General features: G+C 68.0%; 14 protein-coding genes and 1 tRNA gene. 5 read left to right on the top strand and 10 right to left on the bottom strand.

What is annotated here, in order from left to right; genetic code table 11:
• Positions 1-2: 2 nt before the first annotated feature.
• The 4 genes from recJ to yajC all read right to left on the bottom strand — a co-directional run bounded on the left by recJ (position 3) and on the right by yajC (position 5,824).
• Positions 3-1,817 carry a single-stranded-DNA-specific exonuclease RecJ gene (gene recJ, locus QHF85_RS17180; protein ID WP_281328282.1) on the bottom strand — a complete coding sequence of 605 codons (1,815 nt, stop codon included), beginning with the start codon at positions 1,815-1,817 and terminating at the stop codon, positions 3-5.
• Positions 1,818-1,924: 107 nt separating this feature from the next.
• A complete protein-coding gene (secF, locus tag QHF85_RS17175) occupies positions 1,925-3,181 on the bottom strand; it encodes a protein translocase subunit SecF (RefSeq protein ID WP_281328281.1) in 1,257 nt (418 codons plus the stop codon).
• A gap of 9 nt (positions 3,182-3,190) precedes the next feature.
• Positions 3,191-5,338 carry a protein translocase subunit SecD gene (secD, locus tag QHF85_RS17170; RefSeq protein WP_281328280.1) on the bottom strand — a complete coding sequence of 716 codons (2,148 nt, stop codon included), beginning with the start codon at positions 5,336-5,338 and terminating at the stop codon, positions 3,191-3,193.
• 54 nt (positions 5,339-5,392) lie between these two features.
• Positions 5,393-5,824, bottom strand: a complete 432-nt coding sequence (yajC, locus tag QHF85_RS17165) for a preprotein translocase subunit YajC (RefSeq protein WP_281328279.1) — start codon at positions 5,822-5,824, stop codon at positions 5,393-5,395.
• Between the two features lie 286 nt (positions 5,825-6,110).
• On the opposite strand from yajC, the gene QHF85_RS17160 reads away from it, so the two are divergent.
• From QHF85_RS17160 to QHF85_RS17150, 3 genes are all read left to right on the top strand, one after another.
• Positions 6,111-6,182 (top strand) — tRNA-Val (locus QHF85_RS17160).
• 547 nt (positions 6,183-6,729) lie between these two features.
• A complete protein-coding gene (gene infC / locus QHF85_RS17155) occupies positions 6,730-7,452 on the top strand; it encodes a translation initiation factor IF-3 (protein ID WP_281328278.1) in 723 nt (240 codons plus the stop codon).
• Positions 7,430-8,197, top strand: coding sequence for a hypothetical protein (locus QHF85_RS17150; protein WP_281328277.1), 768 nt, complete (start codon positions 7,430-7,432; stop codon positions 8,195-8,197). Before infC ends, QHF85_RS17150 begins: the two co-directional genes overlap by 23 nt.
• On the opposite strand, the gene QHF85_RS17145 is transcribed toward QHF85_RS17150, so the two are convergent.
• A complete protein-coding gene (locus tag QHF85_RS17145; protein ID WP_281328276.1) occupies positions 8,173-10,029 on the bottom strand; it encodes a serine/threonine protein kinase in 1,857 nt (618 codons plus the stop codon). The genes QHF85_RS17150 and QHF85_RS17145 overlap by 25 nt on opposite strands.
• Positions 10,030-10,186: 157 nt before the next feature.
• On the opposite strand from QHF85_RS17145, the gene QHF85_RS17140 reads away from it, so the two are divergent.
• Entirely contained in the window at positions 10,187-10,816 is a 630-nt protein-coding gene (locus tag QHF85_RS17140; protein ID WP_281328275.1) for a hypothetical protein, read from the top strand.
• 245 nt (positions 10,817-11,061) lie between these two features.
• Positions 11,062-13,455: a hypothetical protein gene (locus QHF85_RS17135; protein ID WP_281328274.1), complete on the top strand. Its 2,394-nt coding sequence runs from the start codon at positions 11,062-11,064 to the stop codon at positions 13,453-13,455.
• A gap of 64 nt (positions 13,456-13,519) precedes the next feature.
• On the opposite strand, the gene QHF85_RS17130 is transcribed toward QHF85_RS17135, so the two are convergent.
• The 5 genes from QHF85_RS17130 to QHF85_RS17110 form a co-directional block, all read right to left on the bottom strand.
• Positions 13,520-13,831, bottom strand: a complete 312-nt coding sequence (locus tag QHF85_RS17130; RefSeq protein WP_281328273.1) for a BPTI/Kunitz domain-containing protein — start codon at positions 13,829-13,831, stop codon at positions 13,520-13,522.
• A 137-nt stretch (positions 13,832-13,968) separates the two neighbouring features.
• On the bottom strand, positions 13,969-15,066 hold the full coding sequence (gene ychF, locus QHF85_RS17125; RefSeq protein ID WP_281328272.1) for a redox-regulated ATPase YchF: 1,098 nt from the start codon (positions 15,064-15,066) through the stop codon (positions 13,969-13,971).
• Positions 15,067-15,221: 155 nt separating this feature from the next.
• Positions 15,222-16,544, bottom strand: coding sequence for a tyrosine-type recombinase/integrase (locus tag QHF85_RS17120; protein ID WP_281328271.1), 1,323 nt, complete (start codon positions 16,542-16,544; stop codon positions 15,222-15,224).
• Positions 16,545-16,748: 204 nt separating this feature from the next.
• On the bottom strand, positions 16,749-17,150 hold the full coding sequence (locus tag QHF85_RS17115; RefSeq protein ID WP_281328270.1) for a helix-turn-helix domain-containing protein: 402 nt from the start codon (positions 17,148-17,150) through the stop codon (positions 16,749-16,751).
• A 631-nt stretch (positions 17,151-17,781) separates the two neighbouring features.
• Complete coding sequence (locus tag QHF85_RS17110; protein WP_281328269.1) at positions 17,782-17,988, bottom strand: hypothetical protein; 207 nt, start codon at positions 17,986-17,988, stop codon at positions 17,782-17,784.
• Between the last annotated feature and the right edge of the window lie 600 nt (positions 17,989-18,588).

Here is an 18,588-nt window from a genome sequence, read left to right as displayed (position 1 = left end):
TCCTAGCTCGTTCGCTCGACCCGATCGATGCGAATCTCGACCGCGCTGCCGCCCCGGAACGTGTCGCGCCGGAGCCGACCCACGATGTCCACGCGCCCGCCCGCGAGGCCGTTCGAAAGGCCCCCAAGCTCGTACCCGAAGGCGCCGATCACGTGCCGCTTGAGCGAGACCTCGAGCTTCAGGTGCCCCTTGATCACGCGCGATACCCGCACCGGCACGCCACGCACGAGCACCCGCGGCGCCCGGTTGCCCTGCCCGCAAGGCTCGAGCCGCTCGAGATCGCGCGCCACCGCGGCAGGCTCGTCGCGATCGTCGAGGCGCACGTCCGCTTCGCCATCGAGCGGACCCAGGTTCAACGCGCCGAGCGCGATCGCCGAATCGCACCAGAGCGCGCGCAGCGCCTCGACACGATCCGCCCGCACCTCGACGCCCGCCGCGGCCTGATGTCCGCCAAACCCGACGAGCTCGGCGCGCGAGAGCACGAGCGCGTCGTGCAACGGAAAACCCGCCGGCCCGCGGACCGATCCACGCCCCGATCCGCCGTCGAGCGCCACGACGATCGTGGGCTTGCCGAACTTCGACGCCACACGGCCCGCCACGATCCCCACGATCCCCGGGTGCCATCCCTGCCGCGCGAGCACGATGGCCGGCTCCTTCGCCCACCCGTTCGCCTCGATCTCGCGCAGCGCCTGCCCGATCATCTCCTCCTGGATCGCGCGCCGCCGCGCCGTGAGCTGCTCGATCGTGGCCGCGATCCCCGCCGCGCGCGTGCTGTCGCGTTCGAGCAAGAGCTCGAGCGAGAGGTCCGGATCTTCGAGCCTCCCCGGCGCGTTGAGGCGCGGCGCGATGCGGAACGCGATGTCGTCCGCGCTCACGCTGTGCCCGAGATCCAGCCGCGCGAGCTCGGCCAGGGCCCGCAGGCCCGGCCGGCTGCCCTGGCCGAGCACCGCGAGCCCTGCCCGCACGAGCGCGCGGTTGTCGCCGACGAGCGGCGCCACGTCGGCCACCGTCCCGATCGCGACGAGATCGAGCCACTGCCGCATGTCGAGGTTCGCGCCGAGCGCCCGACGCACCGCCGCGCCGAGCGAGAGCGCGAGCCCACACGACGCGAGGCCCTTGAACGGAAAGCCGCACTCGGGCCGATGCGGATTCAAGAACGCGATCGCGGGCAGCGGCTCCGCGGGCACGAGGTGGTGATCGATCACCAGCGTCTCGATGCCGTGGCGTCGCGCCGTCTCGAGGCGCTCGTGATCACTCGATCCACAGTCGCACGTGACGAGCAACGTCGCGCCCGTCTTGCGCACGCGCTCGAGCGCCTTCGCGTTGAAGCCGTAGCTGCCGTCCTTGCGCGTCGCGAGCAGCGGCACGACGTCGCCGCCGAGCGCGCGCAGCACCTCGGTCACGATCGCGCACGACGTGATCCCGTCGCAGTCGTAGTCGCCGAAGACTGCGATCTTCTCGCGCGCACGGATCGCCCGCGCGAGACGATCCGCGCTGAGCTCGCGATCCGCCATCGCGTCGGGCGGCGTGAGGTGGGCGAGGCGCGGATCGAGGAAGAGACGCGTCTCGGCGTCGGCGCGGCGACCTGCGCGGAACAAGGCGTCGGCCACCGTGATCGAGAGCCCGAGCGCCTTTGAGAGCTCCAGCGCCTCGACGGACGCCTCACCCGGATCACGAATCGCGTTCTCGCGCTCCGAGCTCGCCGCGCCGGACGGAAGGAGGAGGCTCCGCGCCTCGGGATCCGTCGTCTGTGCCCACGCGGCCTCGCTCAACATCCGTGGGGTCCACGCGTAGCGCAGCCCCCGTCCGGAGTCCATGCCGGTCGGAAAACCCGCCCGTTTGGCGTGCCTGGTTCCTGGAAAAACGAAACGCCCCGCGGTGGTGCGCACCGCGGGGCGTCGTTCGCTCGGACAGAGAGCGAGGTCTAGACCACCGCGTCGGCGCGCTTGACGGCCTTCGTGCGGGTGATCTTCTTCTGGGCCGTCGCCTGGCCGCCGAAGAACCTGCGGTCGATCCACTCCGTGAACGGCGCGGCGACGTAGATCGACGAGTACGTGCCGACCAGGATGCCGATGAGCAGGGCGAAGGCGAAATCCTTGATGACGCCGGTGCCCCACACGAGGAAGCACACCATCGAGAGCGCCGTCACGCCGGACGTGATGATCGTGCGTCCGAGCATCTCGGAGATCGACAGGTTGATGATCGCCGAGAACGACATGTTCCGGTGCTTCGTCAGGTTCTCGCGGATACGGTCGTACACGACGACCGTGTCCGTGATCGAGTAACCGACGATCGTGAGCATCGCGGCGACCGTGGAGAGCGTGATCTCGCGGTGCGTGACGATCATGGCCCCGAGCGCGATGCCGACGTCGTGGACGAGGGCGAGGATGCCGCCGGGCGCGAACCGGAGATCGAACCGGAACGCGATGTAGGCCATGATGAACACGATCGCGATCGCGATGCTGCGGATGGCCGCGTCGCGGAGCTGCGCGCCCGCCTTGGGGCCGATCCACTCGACCCGCAGCGCGCGCTCGGGCACCACGTCGGCGCCGAGCTTGCTGCGCAGGCCGTCGAGGAGCTGATCGCCGCGCGACTTGAGCTGCGCCTCGACCTTGTGGTCACGCGCGCTCACGACGACGGGGTTGTTCTCGCCCGTGCGGAGCTCGACGCCGGGGATGCCCGTGAGCTGCGAGCGGATGGCCGCGAGGTCGGGCTCGACCTCGTACCGCATCGTGATCTTGTCGCCGCCGGGGCTGAACTTGATCTCGCTGGCGCGCGCGTTCCCGGGGCAACGCGCCTCGAACTCCGCGCTTGCCGCCGTGCCCTCGGGCAGGATGCAGAGCTTCTGGCGGATCGCCTCTTTCTGCTCCTCGCCGAGGGAGCTGACCTCTTGCACGCGGATCAGGAAGCGGTGCGTGTCCTCGGCGCCGCTGTCCTTCACGCGGATGACGTCAGGCGCCGCAAAGCCGAGCGACTCGACGGCCGCACGGATGTCGCCGGCCTCCGTCGACTTGAGGAAGGCGACCTCGAGCTCCGTGCCGCCCTTGAAGTCGGTGCCGAGGTGGGGTCCCGGCTTGATGAAGGCGACGATCGACGCGAGCAGGAGCAGTGCGCTGAGGCCCATGAAGAGCCAGCGCTTGCTCATGAAGTCGAACTGTCGCCCAGGCTTGATGAATTCCATTGCTGCGCCTCAGCCTAGGTGGAGCTTCTTGACCTTACGAGCCCGCACCGCCCAGTCGAACATGAGCCGGGTGCAGACGACGCCGGTGAACAGGCTGACCGCGATGCCCACGATGAGCGTCACGGCGAAGCCCTTGATGGGACCCGAACCGTACTGCGCCAGGATGAGGCCCGAGATCAGCGTGGTCACGTGCCCGTCGAGGATGGCGCTGAAGGCCTTGTCGTAGCCCACGTCCACCGCCGCCCGCGGGCTCTTGCCGTGCCGCAGCTCCTCACGGATGCGCTCGTTGATGAGGACGTTCGCGTCGACCGCGATGCCGACGGTGAGCACGAGGCCCGCGATCCCGGGCAGCGTCATCGACGCGCCGAACATCGCGAGGATCGCCACCTGCAGCACCATGTTGAAGAGCACGGCGAAGTTCGCGATCGCGCCCGCGCGGCTGTAGTAGACCTGCATGAACAGGAGCACCAGGATGACGCCGGCGAGGCCGCCCTTCGCGCCCTGCACGATCGCGTCCTGACCGAGCGACGGACCGATGCGCTGCTCGTTCGAGGGCGAGATCGGCGCGGGCAGCGCGCCCGAGCGCAGCACGAGCTCGAGCTTGCGCGCGTCCGTGACCTGCTGGTCCACGTTCGCCGAGCCCATCGTGATCGTCGCGATGCCGCCCGGAATCTTCGTCTGGATGACGGGCGCGCTCTCGACCTTCTGGTCGAGGATGATCGCGAAGCGACGCTTCACGTTCTTCTCGGTGATGTCCTCGAACCTGTCCGCGCCGACGCCCGTGAGCTCCATGCGCACGAGCCAGCCGCCGAGGCCGCGATCGCTCGGATCCGGCATCGCCTGCGCGTCGCGCACCATGTCGCCGGTGACCTCGGCCTTGCTGAAGAGGTAGTAGGTCCTCCAGCCGACGTCCTCGACCGTGCCCTTCTCCTCGTCGAAGGCCTGGTACTTGCCGTACCCGATCTCGTGATCGTCGGGCACCGACAGCGACGCGGTCCACTCGCGCAGCCGCGCGAGCGCCTGACGCATGTCCTCGCCCTCCATGTGCTCGAGGACCGCGTAGTAGTTGACCTTCTGCTTGCCGGGGCCGACCGAGACCTGCTCCTGCTGGAAGCGCAGGCCCTTCACTTCCTTGTTCTTCGGGTTCCGGACCTCGGCCTCGAAGAAGTTCACATCATCGTCGAGCAGCTTGAACTCGAGGCGCGCCGTCTGGCTGACGATGTCGCGGATCTCGGCGAACGTCTGATCGTTGTCGCCCGGGATCTCGATGATGATGTCCTCGTCGCGCGTCGTGACGCCGGCCTCCTTGAGGCCGAGGCTGTCAACGCGGCGGAGCACCGTCTCCTTCGCCTGCGCCACGGCCTTCGTGCGGATCTCGGACTCGACCTCGCTCTTGATGCGAAGCGTGACGCGCTTGCGATCCGACGAGAACTGACGCTGCATCTCCTGGAACGGACGCATGAACTCGTCGTTCACCTTGTCCGCGTCCGCCGCGTCCTCGAAGTTGATGAAGAGCGTGCCCGCGTTCTCGCGCGACTTCTCGACGCGCACCTTGCCGGCGAGCTTCTTCAGATCCTCGACCGACGCCTGCTGCTCCGCCCCGATGATCCCGTACGAGCGCGCGAGCGCCTGGCGCAGCTCGTCGTAGTACCGGTCGCGCTTGTCCTTGATCGCCTCGTCGACGTCGACCGTGTAGACGAGCCGGAGGCCGCCCTTCAGATCGAGGCCGCGCACGAGGCGGAAGTCGATGTTCGAAAGCAGCCACTCGCGCACGCCGCGGTTGCCCACGCGCGCGTCCTCTTCGACCTTCGCGCGCTCCTCGGGCGCGAGGCCCGAGCGGTCGATGCGGCCGTACCGCTCGTCCGAGTACGTCGGGTAGATGCAGAGCCACGACCCGAGCGCGAGGAACAGGACGAACCCGGTCTTCGTGCGCCACGAGAGATCGATCGTGTTCAGCGCGCAGAACAGGGCCCACGGCACGGCGAGCCCGAACGTCGCGGTCGCCCAGAACACGTGGTAGTGCGCGGCGATCGCGGTGCAGAACGACGCGATCGCCGACATGACGAAGACGCCGCGCTTCGACCTCTGCCACGCGCCGAGCCCGAGGGACAGCGCGCCGAGGCCAGCGAAAGCGTACTGGAGGATGTTGTAGATCATGGGAGGGTCGACTCGGGGGGCGGTCGCGAGCCCTTCTTAGCCGAAGCGCGCGCGCTACGCTTTCTTTTCCTGCGCCTTGTCCTTCGCCTCGGCCGCGGGCTTCGGCTCGCCGTCGACGCCCTGGATGGCGGCCTTCAGGACCTGCACGTTCACGCCGGGCGCGATCTCCAGCTTGACCGTCCTGTCGCCGACCTCGATCAACTTGCCGATGAGCCCCGCCTGGGTGACGACCTTGTCACCCGGCTTCAGGGCCGCCTCGAGATCCTTCTGCTTCTTCGATTGGTTCCGCGTCATCAGGAACACGAAGAGCAACGGCAGCAGGAAGAACAGGATCGTCATCCCGCCGAACGGCTGGCCGCCGCCGCCGCCGCCCCCCTCGGGGGCCTGCGTCGGAGCGCCCTGGGACGGCTGGGCAGGAGCGGGCGCGGGCGGCGCGCCCTGGCCCGGCGAGACGGTGGTCGGCTGAGACAAAAACAGCGTGGTCACGAGGCGGTAACCTCCACGGGGACGAAGCTTGGCTCCCCGAATGCGAGCCCCCGATCATTCGGAAAGCGGCCGTCCATACCCACGATCGAGGTTCCACGCAAGGAACCGCCGGAGAACCCGGAACAAATGGTCGCCCCCTACCCTGGCCTCCCGTCCCCCCGGCTACCGGTCCCCCTCCTTCGCACCCCCGGATTCGTTTTTTTTCTTGACCGGACCGAAAGGGCCTGGTAGCCATGCGCCTCCCTTCGACGCACCGCACATCGGCGGGCGGCGGAGGAAGCGGTACAGGCGCGTAGCTCAGTGGTAGAGCACTACCTTGACACGGTAGGGGTCGCCGGTTCGAACCCGGCCGCGCCTACAAAGTTTCGGCACGAGGACCCTTCTGCAGGTTCCCGCCTCCTGGCGGATGTCGCCTGCCCGTCCTCGTGAGGACCTTTGGGGTCAGCAAGGACGTCGGATACGTCCAGTTCGCTCGGCTCGCGCGAAGCGCACGCATCGGTGGATGCGGGGCGAACGCGATGCACGCCGGGCGAGCGGCGCGCGTCCTGCATGGGGTCTCCGTCGTGCACGAGGCGCCCGCGGCTCCCGCGCGTGGAGGACACGTCGCCCGCGCAAATCCCGCGGGAGGCGCCGAGCGCGCCGCGATGGCCCACGCCTCCGCGCCGCCGCGCCGCCCGGGTCGGCGCCCGTGTCGTCCCTCCCCCGCACGAGCCCTCCCGACCGGCCGTGCCTGGTGGAGAACGAGCGCCGGACGTGACTTCGCGCCCGGAGACAGCTTCCGCCCGTTGATAACGCGGACCATCCGGGCGAGATTGTGGGGGCCCTGTTCCCGTCCTCCTGACGGGCGAACGGGGCGAGCCGTGGATTGTCCGTAGAGCACAAGCAAGGAGACAGCGAGACCACACATGAGCATGCGACGCTTCGACCCTCGACAGGCCCAGCGAGGACCGCAGATCCGAATCAATCAGCGAATCCGGGTTCCGGAAATCCGGGTCATCGGGGAAGAGGGCGAGATGCTCGGCATCATGCCGACCCACGAGGCCCTGCGGCGTGCCCAGGAGCGAGGCCTCGATCTGGTGGAGGTCAATCCCAAGGCCGATCCGCCCGTCTGCAAGATCCTCGACTTCGGCAAGTACAAGTACGACGAGAAGAAGAAGGCGCGCGAGGCGAAGCGCAAGCAGAGCGTGGTCGAGATCAAGGAGATCAAGCTCCGTCCGAAGACGGACGATCACGACCTCGCGTTCAAGTCGCGCGCGGCGCTCCGCTTCATCGAGGCCGGTCACAAGGTCAAGTTCACCGTGCGCTTCCGTGGTCGCGAGATCACGCACCCCGAGAAGGCGCAGGAGCAGCTCGACTGGATCGTGCAGCAGTGCGAGGAGCTCGCGAACGTGGAGGTGCGCCCCGCCATGGAGCAACGCACGATGACGCTGCTCATCGCGCCGAAGCCTGCCGTCATGCAGAAGGTCGCGCAGGCCCGCGCCGCCGCCGAGAAGGCGCGGCAGAAGGCCATCCAGGAGGGCCGCACCGCACCGGCCCTCAGCGAGCAGGACGAGGCGCTCCGCAAGCTCGAGGAGCAGCTCGACGAAGAAGAGGATGAAGACGAGGATGACGACGAGGAAGAGAGCTGAGCAGCTCTCTCTCTCGCTCGGGCGCGGTGAGCAGCGGACGCTCGTTCGCTTGCTCGCCGCGCTCCTGATCGTCCTTCCGCTCGTCACCCTTCCTTTCGCCGCACGCGCGCTCGTCGACCACGGCGCGCGTTCCCTCGGCGCGCTCCTCGCCGACGCGCTCGATCGAGCGTTCGCCTTTCGCAACGCCGACGAGACGGACGCTCCCGCGCGGGGCCCTGCCTCCCTCGATCTCGACCTCGACCTCCCGCACGTGCCCGGGCTCGACGTGCTTCGAGCGCCCGTCGAGCCACCGAGCGACACGCTCGACCCCGCGAAAAAAGGTTCGTCCTCGCGAACCCCGGCGCCGCGCGGCGGCATTCACGTGCGCGCCGACGTCGTCGCGCGCGCGGTGCAAAGCGGCGTCGTCCCCTCGGGTGTCCCCGTGCCCGCGAGCGGCCCGAGGCCCGCGGGGATCGCGCTCCAGGGCGTCGGCGGCTACGGCGCGGGGCTACGTGATGGCGACGTGCTCACGCGGATCAGCGGCGCGCCGGCGACCTCGACCAGCGTCGTCATCGGCGCGGTCGCGGCCGCGCTCAAGCAAAACGCGAAGGTGGTCACGGGCGAGGTTTGGCGTGGCGATCAGCGGCTCAGCGTGGCCGTCGAGATCCCGTCGATCGGCCGGCAGGGCGTCGCGGCACCGGGGCGCGCGCGGCCGAAGACCCGCGCCCCGGTGAAGCGCGCTCAGGGCCCGAACAACCCGCCGTAGTACGCGCTGGCCGCGAGCAAGAGGACCGCGGCGGCGACGTAGAGCCACATCACGTTGCTGCTGCCGGCGGCCTCGGCGGGCTTCGTGATGGGCTTCTTCTTTGCGACCGCGGCCGTGCTCTCCTGACTGAGCTTCGCGCCTTCGCGCTTCTTCCCCTTCGCGCCCGCCTTCCCTGCCTTGCCGGTCTTGCCCGCGGCGTCCTTTTCCTTCTTGGGCGCCGGGCTCCTCGTCGCGGCCGGCGCGCTCTCGACGGATCCCTCGTCCGCCTTCGCCAGCGGCGTCTCCTTGACCGTCTCGGCTGGCTCGCTGAGGGCCGCGCCCTCGTCCGCCTTCGCCTGCGGCGTCGCCTTGACCGTCTCGACTGGCGGGCTCTCGATCGGCGCGCTCTCGTCCGCCTTCGCTTGCGGCGTCGCCTTGACCGTCTCGGCTGGCAGGCTCTCGATCGGCTCGCTCTCGTCCGCTTTCGCCTGCGGCGTCGCCTTGACCGTCACGGCCGGCAGGCTCTCGGCCGGCAGGCTCTCGGCCGCCTTGCTCTCGGCAACCGTGCTCTCGGCGACCGTGCTCTCAGCAGCCTTGCTCTCGGTAGTCTTGCTCTCGGCCGGCTTGCTCGGGACCGGCTTGCTCTCCGGCCCGCGCTCCGTCCTCGCCGACGCTGGACCGAACCGCGCCGAGCGCGCCTCGCTGCTGAGGGGCGCGAGATCCATTTCTTCGGCCCATTTGCCGATGTCCTCGAACTGTGAGACCCGCCCCCGCGGCCGCTCCTCGGGCGGCGGCGGCGCGGCAATCTCGGGCTTCGACTTCTCCCTCGGCGCGCCGGGCCGCGGCTCGTCTTGCAGCGAGTTGAACTCGAGCAGCGCGGCCTCGATCAGCTTGTGCAGCGTCGTGTCTTTTTCCTGGGCCGCGGTTTTACGCAGCGCCACGGTCCCGCTCACGAGATCGGCGACGTCGTGCGCGCCGACGGGCTTTCCGAGCTTGAACAGAAGACCGTTCAGGGCGCGGCCGAGCTCTCGCGCGCTCGGGTAGCGCTTCTCCGGATCCCGGGCGAGCGCGCGGTTGATGATCTTCTCGAGCTCCGGCGGCACGTCCTTGTTGATCGGCGCGAGCGGCGGCACGACGGCCTCGCGGACCCGCATCACCGTCTGCAGATCATTTTCGCCGAGAAAAAGCCGCTTTTGCGCGAGGGTCTCCCACAGGATGATGCCCACGGCGAACACGTCCGTGCGCACGTCGACCTCGAGCCCTTGCGTTGCTTCGGGCGAGAGGTAGCCGAATTTTCCTTTCACGATGCCGGGCTCGCTCTTCTCGAGCTGGCTCGTCGCTTTGGCGAGCCCGAAATCGACGATCTTGATTTCCCCGTATTTCGTGATGAGCACGTTCGCGGGCGAGACGTCGCGGTGCACGATGCGGAGCGGCTGGCCCTCGGGGTTTTTCGCCTCGTGCGCGTAGGCGAGGCCGTCGCAGATCTTCTCGGCGATGTAGACGGCGACCTCCACCGGGAAGGGCCGCTTCGTCTTGCGCATGAATTCGATGATGGCCTTCAGGTCCGAGCCATCGACGTACTCCATCACGATGAAGTACGCGTTATCGCCGACGCCGATGTCGAATACCTGGGCGACATTCGAATGCGTGAGGTTCGCCGAGAGCCGGGCCTCGTCGAGGAACATCGCGATGAAGCGCTTCTTCTCGGACAGGTGGGGCAAGACCTTCTTGATCGCCACCCGCTTCTTGAATCCCTCGATCCCCGCGCTCTCCGCGAGGAACACCTCGGCCATGCCGCCGGACGCGAGGCGATCGAGGACGCGGTACCGCTGCTGCTGATGCCCCTGCTTCATGCCTGACGAGGACTACCCTCTCCTCGGCCGCCGGTCGAGCCCGCGCGCCGGGATCCAGCATCCTACCACGACAGCGGCCCCAGGCGGATCCAGGAAGGACATCCCGCTCGCATTTCCCCCTTGCCTCGTGCAAGCACGGGTTCGTAGGCTGGCCCCCATGCTTCGAGCGCGATCCAATAAGGGAATTCTTCTGGTTTCGGCCCTTCTCGTGGCCACGCTGCCGGCGGCGTGTGGCAGCGAGGTCAACGAAGGAAGCGGCGGCGCGGGCGGCAGCGGCGGCAGCGGCGGCACCGGCGGCGCTGCTCCGAATTTCGGCGCTTGCACGGGACCGGGTCAGTGCACCCTCGCCAAGAATTCCTGCTGCGGCCCGTGCAGCGAGCCCACGCTCGCCGACGTCGAGCCCGTGCACGTCGATCAAGTCGACGAATACAGCACCTTCGTTTGTCCCGAGCCCACGGCCTGCCCCGCCTGCGGGGGCGCGCCGAACCCGGACCTCTTCGCATATTGCGAGGCCGGCAGCTGCGTGGAGGACGACGTCTCGAAGCACGCATTCAGCGAATGCAACGCGGCCGCCGATTGCACGCTCCGGTTCGGCATGGACTGCTGCGAGGCCTGCATGGGGGGCGTGGCCAACCTCGTCGCGGTCGCGTCGAGCTCGCTCCAGGCGATGTCCGCTCTCGTATGCCCGCCCGCGTTTGGCTGCCCGCCCTGCGCCCCGGTGTATCCGTCGGAATGGAAAGCCGATTGCGTCGCTGGCCATTGCGCGGTCGTCCCGGCCATGCCTTGAGGCCCTGGCCGGGACGCGGGCCCTTCGCATCGGCTCAGCGGCCCGCGCACGAGCCGCGTGCCATCCGGATCGCGGTACACGAGAAACGGCTGCGTCATGGTCGAGAAGACAAGAATGCTGGATTGGCAGGCCATGCGGTCGCGGTTTGGCACAGGCCATGCCGCGCGCAGACCGTGACCTTCACCCTTGCGACCTCGTTCTCCTCCGCTGTAGCATTGCGGTTTATGTTGAAACGTCGATCTCGCTTGGGAATCGTACTCGTATCGGCCCTCGGCACGGCGGTCTTCGCAGCTGCGTGCGGGGGCGGCGGCTCCACGGGGCTCCCCGGGGGCAACACATCGAGTGGCACGGGCGGCGCGGGCGGCTCGAACAGCGGGGGGAACGGCGGCATCGGCGGGGACGGCGGCGACATCTTCGTCGGCCCCTCGTCCAGCAGCGGCAGCGGCGGCGGCAGCCAGATGCAGGGCTTCAACGTCCTGCCGAGCGCGCCGCAGGAGATCACGGTCGTTGCGGGTCAAAACACCCCGACGGTCACGTACACCTCGTACCTCGACGGCAACCCCATCGGCGCGGGCTGGAGCGTCGATCGCGGCGAGATCGGAAGCATCACGGCGGGTCCGTCGAGCACGGCGACGTTCACGCCCAAGGGCACGGCCGGCGGCGTCGTCCGCGTCCGGGCCGGCCTCAACGGCGAGGTCCTCGAGCGTAATGTTCTGGTCAAGCTCACATCGCAGCAGAATGGAGCGGACCCGAACAACCCCGCGCAGCAGGGTCAGATCGCCACGACGATCCCCCAGCTCACGGAGGGCGGTGGCGTCGGCGGCGTCGGCGGCGAGGGCCTCGGCGTCGGCGTCGACAATCCCGTCGTGATCGCGGCGCTCGACGCGCCGAGCGGCAATGGGCAGGCCGAGGGGCTGAAATTCCTCTATCCGTACGATCGCACGGTCTGGCCGCGCGGGATGACGGCGCCGCTCCTCCAGTGGGATTCGACGCTCGGCGACGTCGACGCCATCAAGATCGAGCTCACGACCACGAGCGGCTCGTTCTCGTGGAAAGGCACATTCGGAAAGCCGCAGATCCTCGCGCAGACGGGGGCGCCCTTCCTTCGCCACCCGATCCCGCAGGACATCTGGACCATGGCCACGAATACGGCGGGCGGAAAGACGCTCGACGGCGCGCCGGATCAGCTCACCGTGAAGCTCACGGTGGCGAAGGGCGAGGTCGCGTACGGGCCGATCACGGAGACGTGGACGGTCGCGCCGGGGCGGCTCTCGGGCGCCATTTATTACATCTCATATGGCACGAAGCTCGCGAAGAACCTGGCCGGCGCCGTCGGCGGCGACGGCATGTTCGGCGGCGCGGTGCTCTCGATCAAGGTCGGCGACACGGCGCCCAAGCTCACGGCGGGCAAGAGCGGGGCCGAGTCGGAGTGCCGCGTCTGCCATTCCGTCGCGGCGGACGGCTCGCGCCTCGTCGCGACGTCGAACGGCGGCGGCACCCCGTGGGCCTATGACATCGCGCCGAACATGGTGACCGAAAAGGCGCTCCCGAATGGCAGCTCGTTCCCGGGCATCACGCCGGACGGCGCGCTCGCGCTCACGACCGTGGGGCAGCTCGTCTCGCTCGTCAATGGCACGGTCCAGCCCGTTTCGGGGCTGAGCGGGGTCGCGACGAACGTCGGCACGCCCTCGTTCTCGCCGGACGGCAAGCGCGTCGTCTTCAACCCGATGACGAGCGCGTCCATCACGAACGCGAAGCAGAAGCTCGTCTTGATGGATTTCGATGCTGCGACGAACACCTTCGCGAACCCGTTCGTCGTCGTGGACAACACGGGACAACCGGCGGAGACGCGGCCCGGCTGGCCGGCGTTTTTCCCGGACGGCAAGGCCGTCGTATATCACCAGCAAACCACGGCGGGCGTCGACGGCAACAACCTCGGAGATCTGCGCACGCGCAAGGGCGCCAAGGCGTACATCGCGATGGCCGGCGTCGACGGCAGCGCGCCCGTGCCGCTCGACCAGCTCAATGGCAAGGACGCCGGCAACGTGTACCTGCCGAAGCTCGCGCAGCCCCTTGCGATGACCTGCACGGGCGACGGCGCACAGGTCGGCGCCATGAATGCGGACCACGGCGACGACGTGAACCTGAACTACGAGCCGACGGTGAACCCCATCGCGTCGGGCGGTTATGCCTGGGTCGTCTTCACGAGCCGCCGCATGTACGGTAGCGTCGCGGCGATCCCGCCCTTCTGCAGCGATCCGCGCGGCGTGAACCTCTTCACGAACATCACGCCGAAGAAGCTCTGGGTCGCGGCCGTGGATCTCAACGCGCCGGCGGGCGTGGACGGGAGCCACCCGGCGTTTTACCTGCCCGCGCAGGAGCTGCTCGCCGGCAACGCGCGCGGCTTCTGGGTGCAGGAGCCCTGCCGCGCCGACGGCGCCGGCTGCGAGTCGGGCGATCAATGCTGCAATGGCTACTGCTCGCCCGATCCGATGGGCAGCGGCGCGCTCGTCTGCGGCGACACGCCCCCGAACGGCATGTGCTCGAACGAGGGCGACAAGTGCACGACGGCGGCCGATTGCTGCAACCCCGAGCTCATCTGCCTGAACGGGTTCTGCACGCTGGACGGGCCGAAGTGACAAACAAGCGAAGGCGCGGGGGTATGGAAAGCCCCCGCGCCTTTGCGCGTAGCGGGTGAAGCGCTCACCAGCGGAACGGGGGGCGGGCGCAGGTTTGCCGGCAGTCGCGCAGGGATTCGAAGTTGTTCAGGTTCCCCCGGCAGCCGCCGTAAATGAACGGCACGCACCGGCCGACGGCGCTGTTGAAGGCATACCGGCGGAAGGCCGCGCGGCAAGGGCCGGTCACGATCGGCTGGAGGCAGATCCCCCGCGCCGGTAGCGCGTTCGGCAAATCCTCCACGGCCTCCGCATTCTCCGCCGCGTTTTCCGCCGCGGATACAGGCAGCACGAACAAGAGCGAAATCGCCGCGAATCCCCACGCGAGTCCACGCTTCATGGCGCACCTCCCCCTCCGAGCGGGAGCCACGCGGGCGAGCCCGCTCGGTAGGAACATAATGCGCACGTGCACGGTGTCCCCTGGCCGGGGCGTTCACGCGCGCTTCGAGGAGGTGGGAGCGGAGGCGGGAGTTTTTTTCAGACGTTGAAGTGGAAATGCATCACGTCGCCATCCTTGACGACGTATGCCTTCCCTTCCTTGCGCATCTTACCGGCCTGCGCCGCGCCGCTCTCGCCGCCGAATTTGACGAAATCGTCGTAGGCGATGGTCTCGGCGCAGATGAAGCCCTTCTCGAAATCCGTGTGAATCTCGCCCGCGGACTGGGGCGCGGTCGCGCCGATCGGAATCGTCCACGCACGCGCCTCCTTCGGGCCGACCGTGAAGTACGTCTGGAGCCCGAGAAGCGCATACGCCTCGCGGATGAGGCGATTCAGGCCAGGCTCCGTGAGCCCCAACGTTTCCAGGAACTCCGCGCGCTCGGCGGCGCCGAGCTGGGCGACCTCCGCCTCGATCTGCGCCGAGATCACCACGGACTTCGCGCCATCACGCGCCGCACGCTCGGCCACCGACTGGGAGAGCGCATTGCCCGTCCCCGCCGCAGCCTCGTCGACGTTGCACACATAAAGCGCAGGCTTCGCCGTCAAGAGCTGCAGCATGCGCCAGGCCTTCTGATCGTCCGGATCGACCTTCGCCGTGAACGCAGGCCGCCCCGCGTGGAGCTGCTCGAGCGCGAGCTTGAGCAGGCGCAGCGTGGTCGCCCCCTCCTTGTCCCCGCCGCGAATCCGCTTCTCCAGGTTGGGGATGCGTTTCTCCAGGCTGTCGATGTCCGCCAGCATCAGCTCCGTCTCGATGATGTCCAGATCGGCGAGCGGATCGACGCGCCCCTCGACGTGCGTGACGTCGTCGTTCTGGAAGCACCGAGCCACGAAAGCGACGGCGTCGCAGTCGCGGATGTTGGCCAGGAACTGGTTGCCCAAGCCCTCGCCCTTGGACGCGCCGCGCACGAGGCCCGCCACGTCGACGAAGTTGATCCGAGCCGGGATGATCTCCTTCGAGCTGGCGAGCGCTGCCAGCTTGTCGAGGCGCGGCTCAGGAACAGCCACATCGCCAACATTCGGCTCGATGGTGCAGAACGGGTAGTTGGCCGCCTGCGCGGCCGCCGTCTGGGTCAGAGCGTTGAAAAGGGTGGATTTGCCGACGTTCGGCAGACCGACGATCGCAACTTTGAGGGCCATGGCGCAGTTCGGGGGAAAGAGGGCCGCGCGACCTAGCACGTCCAAGGCAGATGCACCACCCCCCGAGGCGCTGGATGGCGCTTCGCTGGGGCTTTGCCCCAGACCCCAGGGGGGGCTGTCCGCCCCAGGAACCGACCCCCAACAAATCCGCGATGTTACCCCCCGCTCGCACGTTTCCCGGAACGATTCAGTAGGGAAGCAGGCAGCGGGGGGAAGACCTCGCCCACGTTCCGCCCCATGAGCTGGGCCTCATCGAAGTAGACGTCGGTGGTCTCCTGCTTCTGGTGCCCGAGGATCCGGCGAAGCTCGATCGCCCCGTAGCGTCCCGACCGCGCCGCCCACGTCGCGCCCGTCGCCCGTAGCCCGTGCATCGTCATCGGGATGTGCATCCTCGTTCGCTGGCGTAGGTCCGGGCGCGTCAGCCCCGCGCGGTCGAGGTACTTACTGAACGCGTCCGACACCTTGTAGACGTTGATGGGACAGATGAGCCCGCTCCCGCCCGCCTCGTCGATCATCACCCGCAAGAGCGGGATCACGTTTGCTTCGAGCGTGAACGATCTCCCGCGCCCGTTCTTGGGCGCCTTCTCTCGCTTGCGCTTGCGATCGTACGAGCGAGAGATCGTGATCCGCTCGTGTGCAAGATCGATGTCCTCGCATCGCAGACGCGCGAGCTCGCTCAACCTGCACATGAGGTACACCGCGAGCGCGACGAGACGACGCGTGCGGATGGAGATCGCCTCGCACGCAACGAACCGGAGAAACTCTTCGGGGTAGAAGCAGGCGCGCGTCTGCTTCTTCGGCGTGGGGGGGCCCTTCACGCCTACCGCGGGATTGTCCGGCCGAACGTAGAGATCGGGGTCTCCATCCTCGTCCGATGCCGCGGCGAGCATCGTGCGGAAGTAGGAGAAGTACCGGGACGCGGTGTTCTCTGCGAGCCGATCGGCCGCTGCTTCGTTGCGGAAGTAGGCGGCAACGCGCTTGACGTCATCGCGTGTGAGCGCCGCCAGCGGCTTCTCTCCGATCGTCCCGTCGTCCACCTTCACGCGGAGCGCATGCACCTTCAGGCCCGACGTGTAGGAGGACAGCGAACCGTTCCCGTGCTTGTTACGCCATGCGAGCCAGCGATCGGCGTAACTCTCGACCGTTTCGAGGAGCGATCCCGCGGTGCTCGCCGCGGTGGGGTTCGCCGTCGCTCCGCGGAGCAGAGCGTCACGGGGGACCAGCTCGATCGGCACCCAATCGGGCAACCGTCCTTCCTCCGCGAGGCGAGCCAGCGCGAGGTCCGGACGGTCGGTGTAGAGCTTGGCCAGCTTGTCAAGGTCGGCCTCGGTGAGGGCCCGACCGTTGACCCCCTTCCGGACCACGATGCCAGGCAGGCGACGATCCTTCACGCCTGGAACGGCCGACTGTGGAAGGGTGACGTAGACTAGGAAGTGATCGCCCGATCGCTTCCACGTGCCCTTGCGCGCTCGTCCCATGGATCACCCTCCGATCCAGGGCGCCCAGGGCGCGCAGAAGTTGGACGCAAAATAGACGGATGCTACCCTATTCATAGGTCAAACCTCGGTCGATACGGGGTTTGGCTCAGGGCTCCCGTGCATGATTTCAGCATGCATGGGGGCCCACCTTGTCATACCCCCTACCAGGCGAAGGCCCCCGCGTCAAGGAAGGGGCCGGACGGCTCATCGGCGAGCCTTTCCCGCGCGCTGCGATCGGCGCGGCGGAAGGTGGTGACCGGCGGCCCGGTTCGCCTCGTGTAACGCGAGCGCGTCTCCATACCCGTCCGAAGCAGGGGCCTCACGCGGCGAGCGATGCGGCGCAATGGTCGCGCGGGATTCGATCCACGCGTCGACGTCCTCTTTGCGAGCCAGCACCTTGCGGCCGATCTTGGTTGCCTTGAATGCACCTTCCCGCGCGAGGCGTAGAAACGCCGTCCGGCCCATCGGCGCGGTTTTCGCGTCGTAGAAGCCCCCACCATTGCCGCTAGGGCTCGCCTCGATGGCTTCACGCATAAGGCCCCCGGCATAACGGAGCAACGTGGCGAGCGCCGCGATCACCTCGGGAGGCAAATCGTCGGTAGCCACGCCCCTACCTCGATTGACTCCGGAGTAGCCGCAAAGCTTCCGCTAGCTGTCGCTCGACGGTATGGAGCCGCTCCTCCATGCTGTCCTGACGCTGCATGACCGCCGCGGTAAAGGGCGTGAGTTCAAGCAGGCCATCCATACGCACGAGGCAACCCGTGCGCCCCCTCTGGGAAATGAGGATCGACGTGCCCGTGGCACGTTCCGCGGCGCGGATACGACGCATGACGCGCCGCCGCCATGAAGTGTCGTGCGTTGGGATTCCAAGGACGAGCGCCGCGGCATCCAACCGCATTACGCCCTTTGGTTTCGCACGGGTTCGCCGGCCCCGGTGGTCCTCGGGCGTGTCGGCGGCGTCCTCGGGCGCGGAAGGGTGGCGAGGCATCAAGCCAAAGCGAGCCTCGACCGTTACGCCCCAATTCGATTGCAGGGACCGCGGAGCCATGCGCCCATCGTCCCGAACGGCCGGGCATCAGGGCAAGGGAAAACAGGGCAGGAACGCGACATGGATAGGACGCTAAACGTCCTATCTGCGGTTCGCTGCACGATTCCAGTGAGGCGACGATAGGACATCAATTGTCCTATCGTCCTCGTCTGTTGGCACGCCCCAGCGAAATCAAGCGATTACGAGCGGTCACTCCTCGAAAATGTACGATTCTCGACAACAAAGGGTCACGGCGTTCTCGTCATCCTCGACCGCCTCACCGATGGGCTCCCCCCCTCCGGCCTCGCACATGCCCGCGATGTAGGCGTGGTCCGTGACCGCCTTCCCGCCCATCGCCCGGCCGGCGGGGAAGATGACATCGCATGCACCCGAGACCGAGGAGATCGGGCGCTTCATGAACTCCGACGAGCACGCTCCATCATCGAACAGCCGCAAGGTAGCATTGCACGTACCCCCTTGCGGGGGCCCACACGTGCATGCTGTACAGTCTCGCGATTCCTTGGGCTGAAACGGGTACATGGTCCGGGGCAGCTCCCAATTGTAGGGCTTGGGGCATTTCGTATGCTTCCCCTTCTGCCAGATGCATTGACGGTAGGGGTAGAGAACCTTCGGAACGCAGAGCTTATCCCCCGAACCACAGAGCGACGTGTCGAGGCTCGACCGGCAGGCGAGCGCGCTCGTCTCCCATTCCGTGATCCTGGTTCCGCCCGCCTTGATGATGGGCGACGGCTTGACGTCACACTTCTCGTTTACCGGAGGGGGAAGCGCGGAGAACGTGATCGACTGCGCGCATGGGACGCCGCTTCCCGGGGGACACTGCGCCCCCGCGGGTAGCGCGTTCGCATCCGTGCAGGTCCCATCCCACCCCCCCGGGCCGTCAAAAGGGAGCGACGGCACCCCCACCGCGCCGCACATGCCAGCCCCGATCGTGATCTCCCCCGGGACGCCGCTGCATTGCCCCGTGGCGTCCTGGCATTTGCAGGGGTCACACTGCAT

The sequence above is a fragment of the Polyangium sp. 6x1 genome, from assembly GCF_029946515.1.
Classification (GTDB): domain Bacteria; phylum Myxococcota_A; class Polyangia; order Polyangiales; family Polyangiaceae; genus Polyangium.
This window is presented reverse-complemented; position numbering and strand designations above follow the sequence as displayed.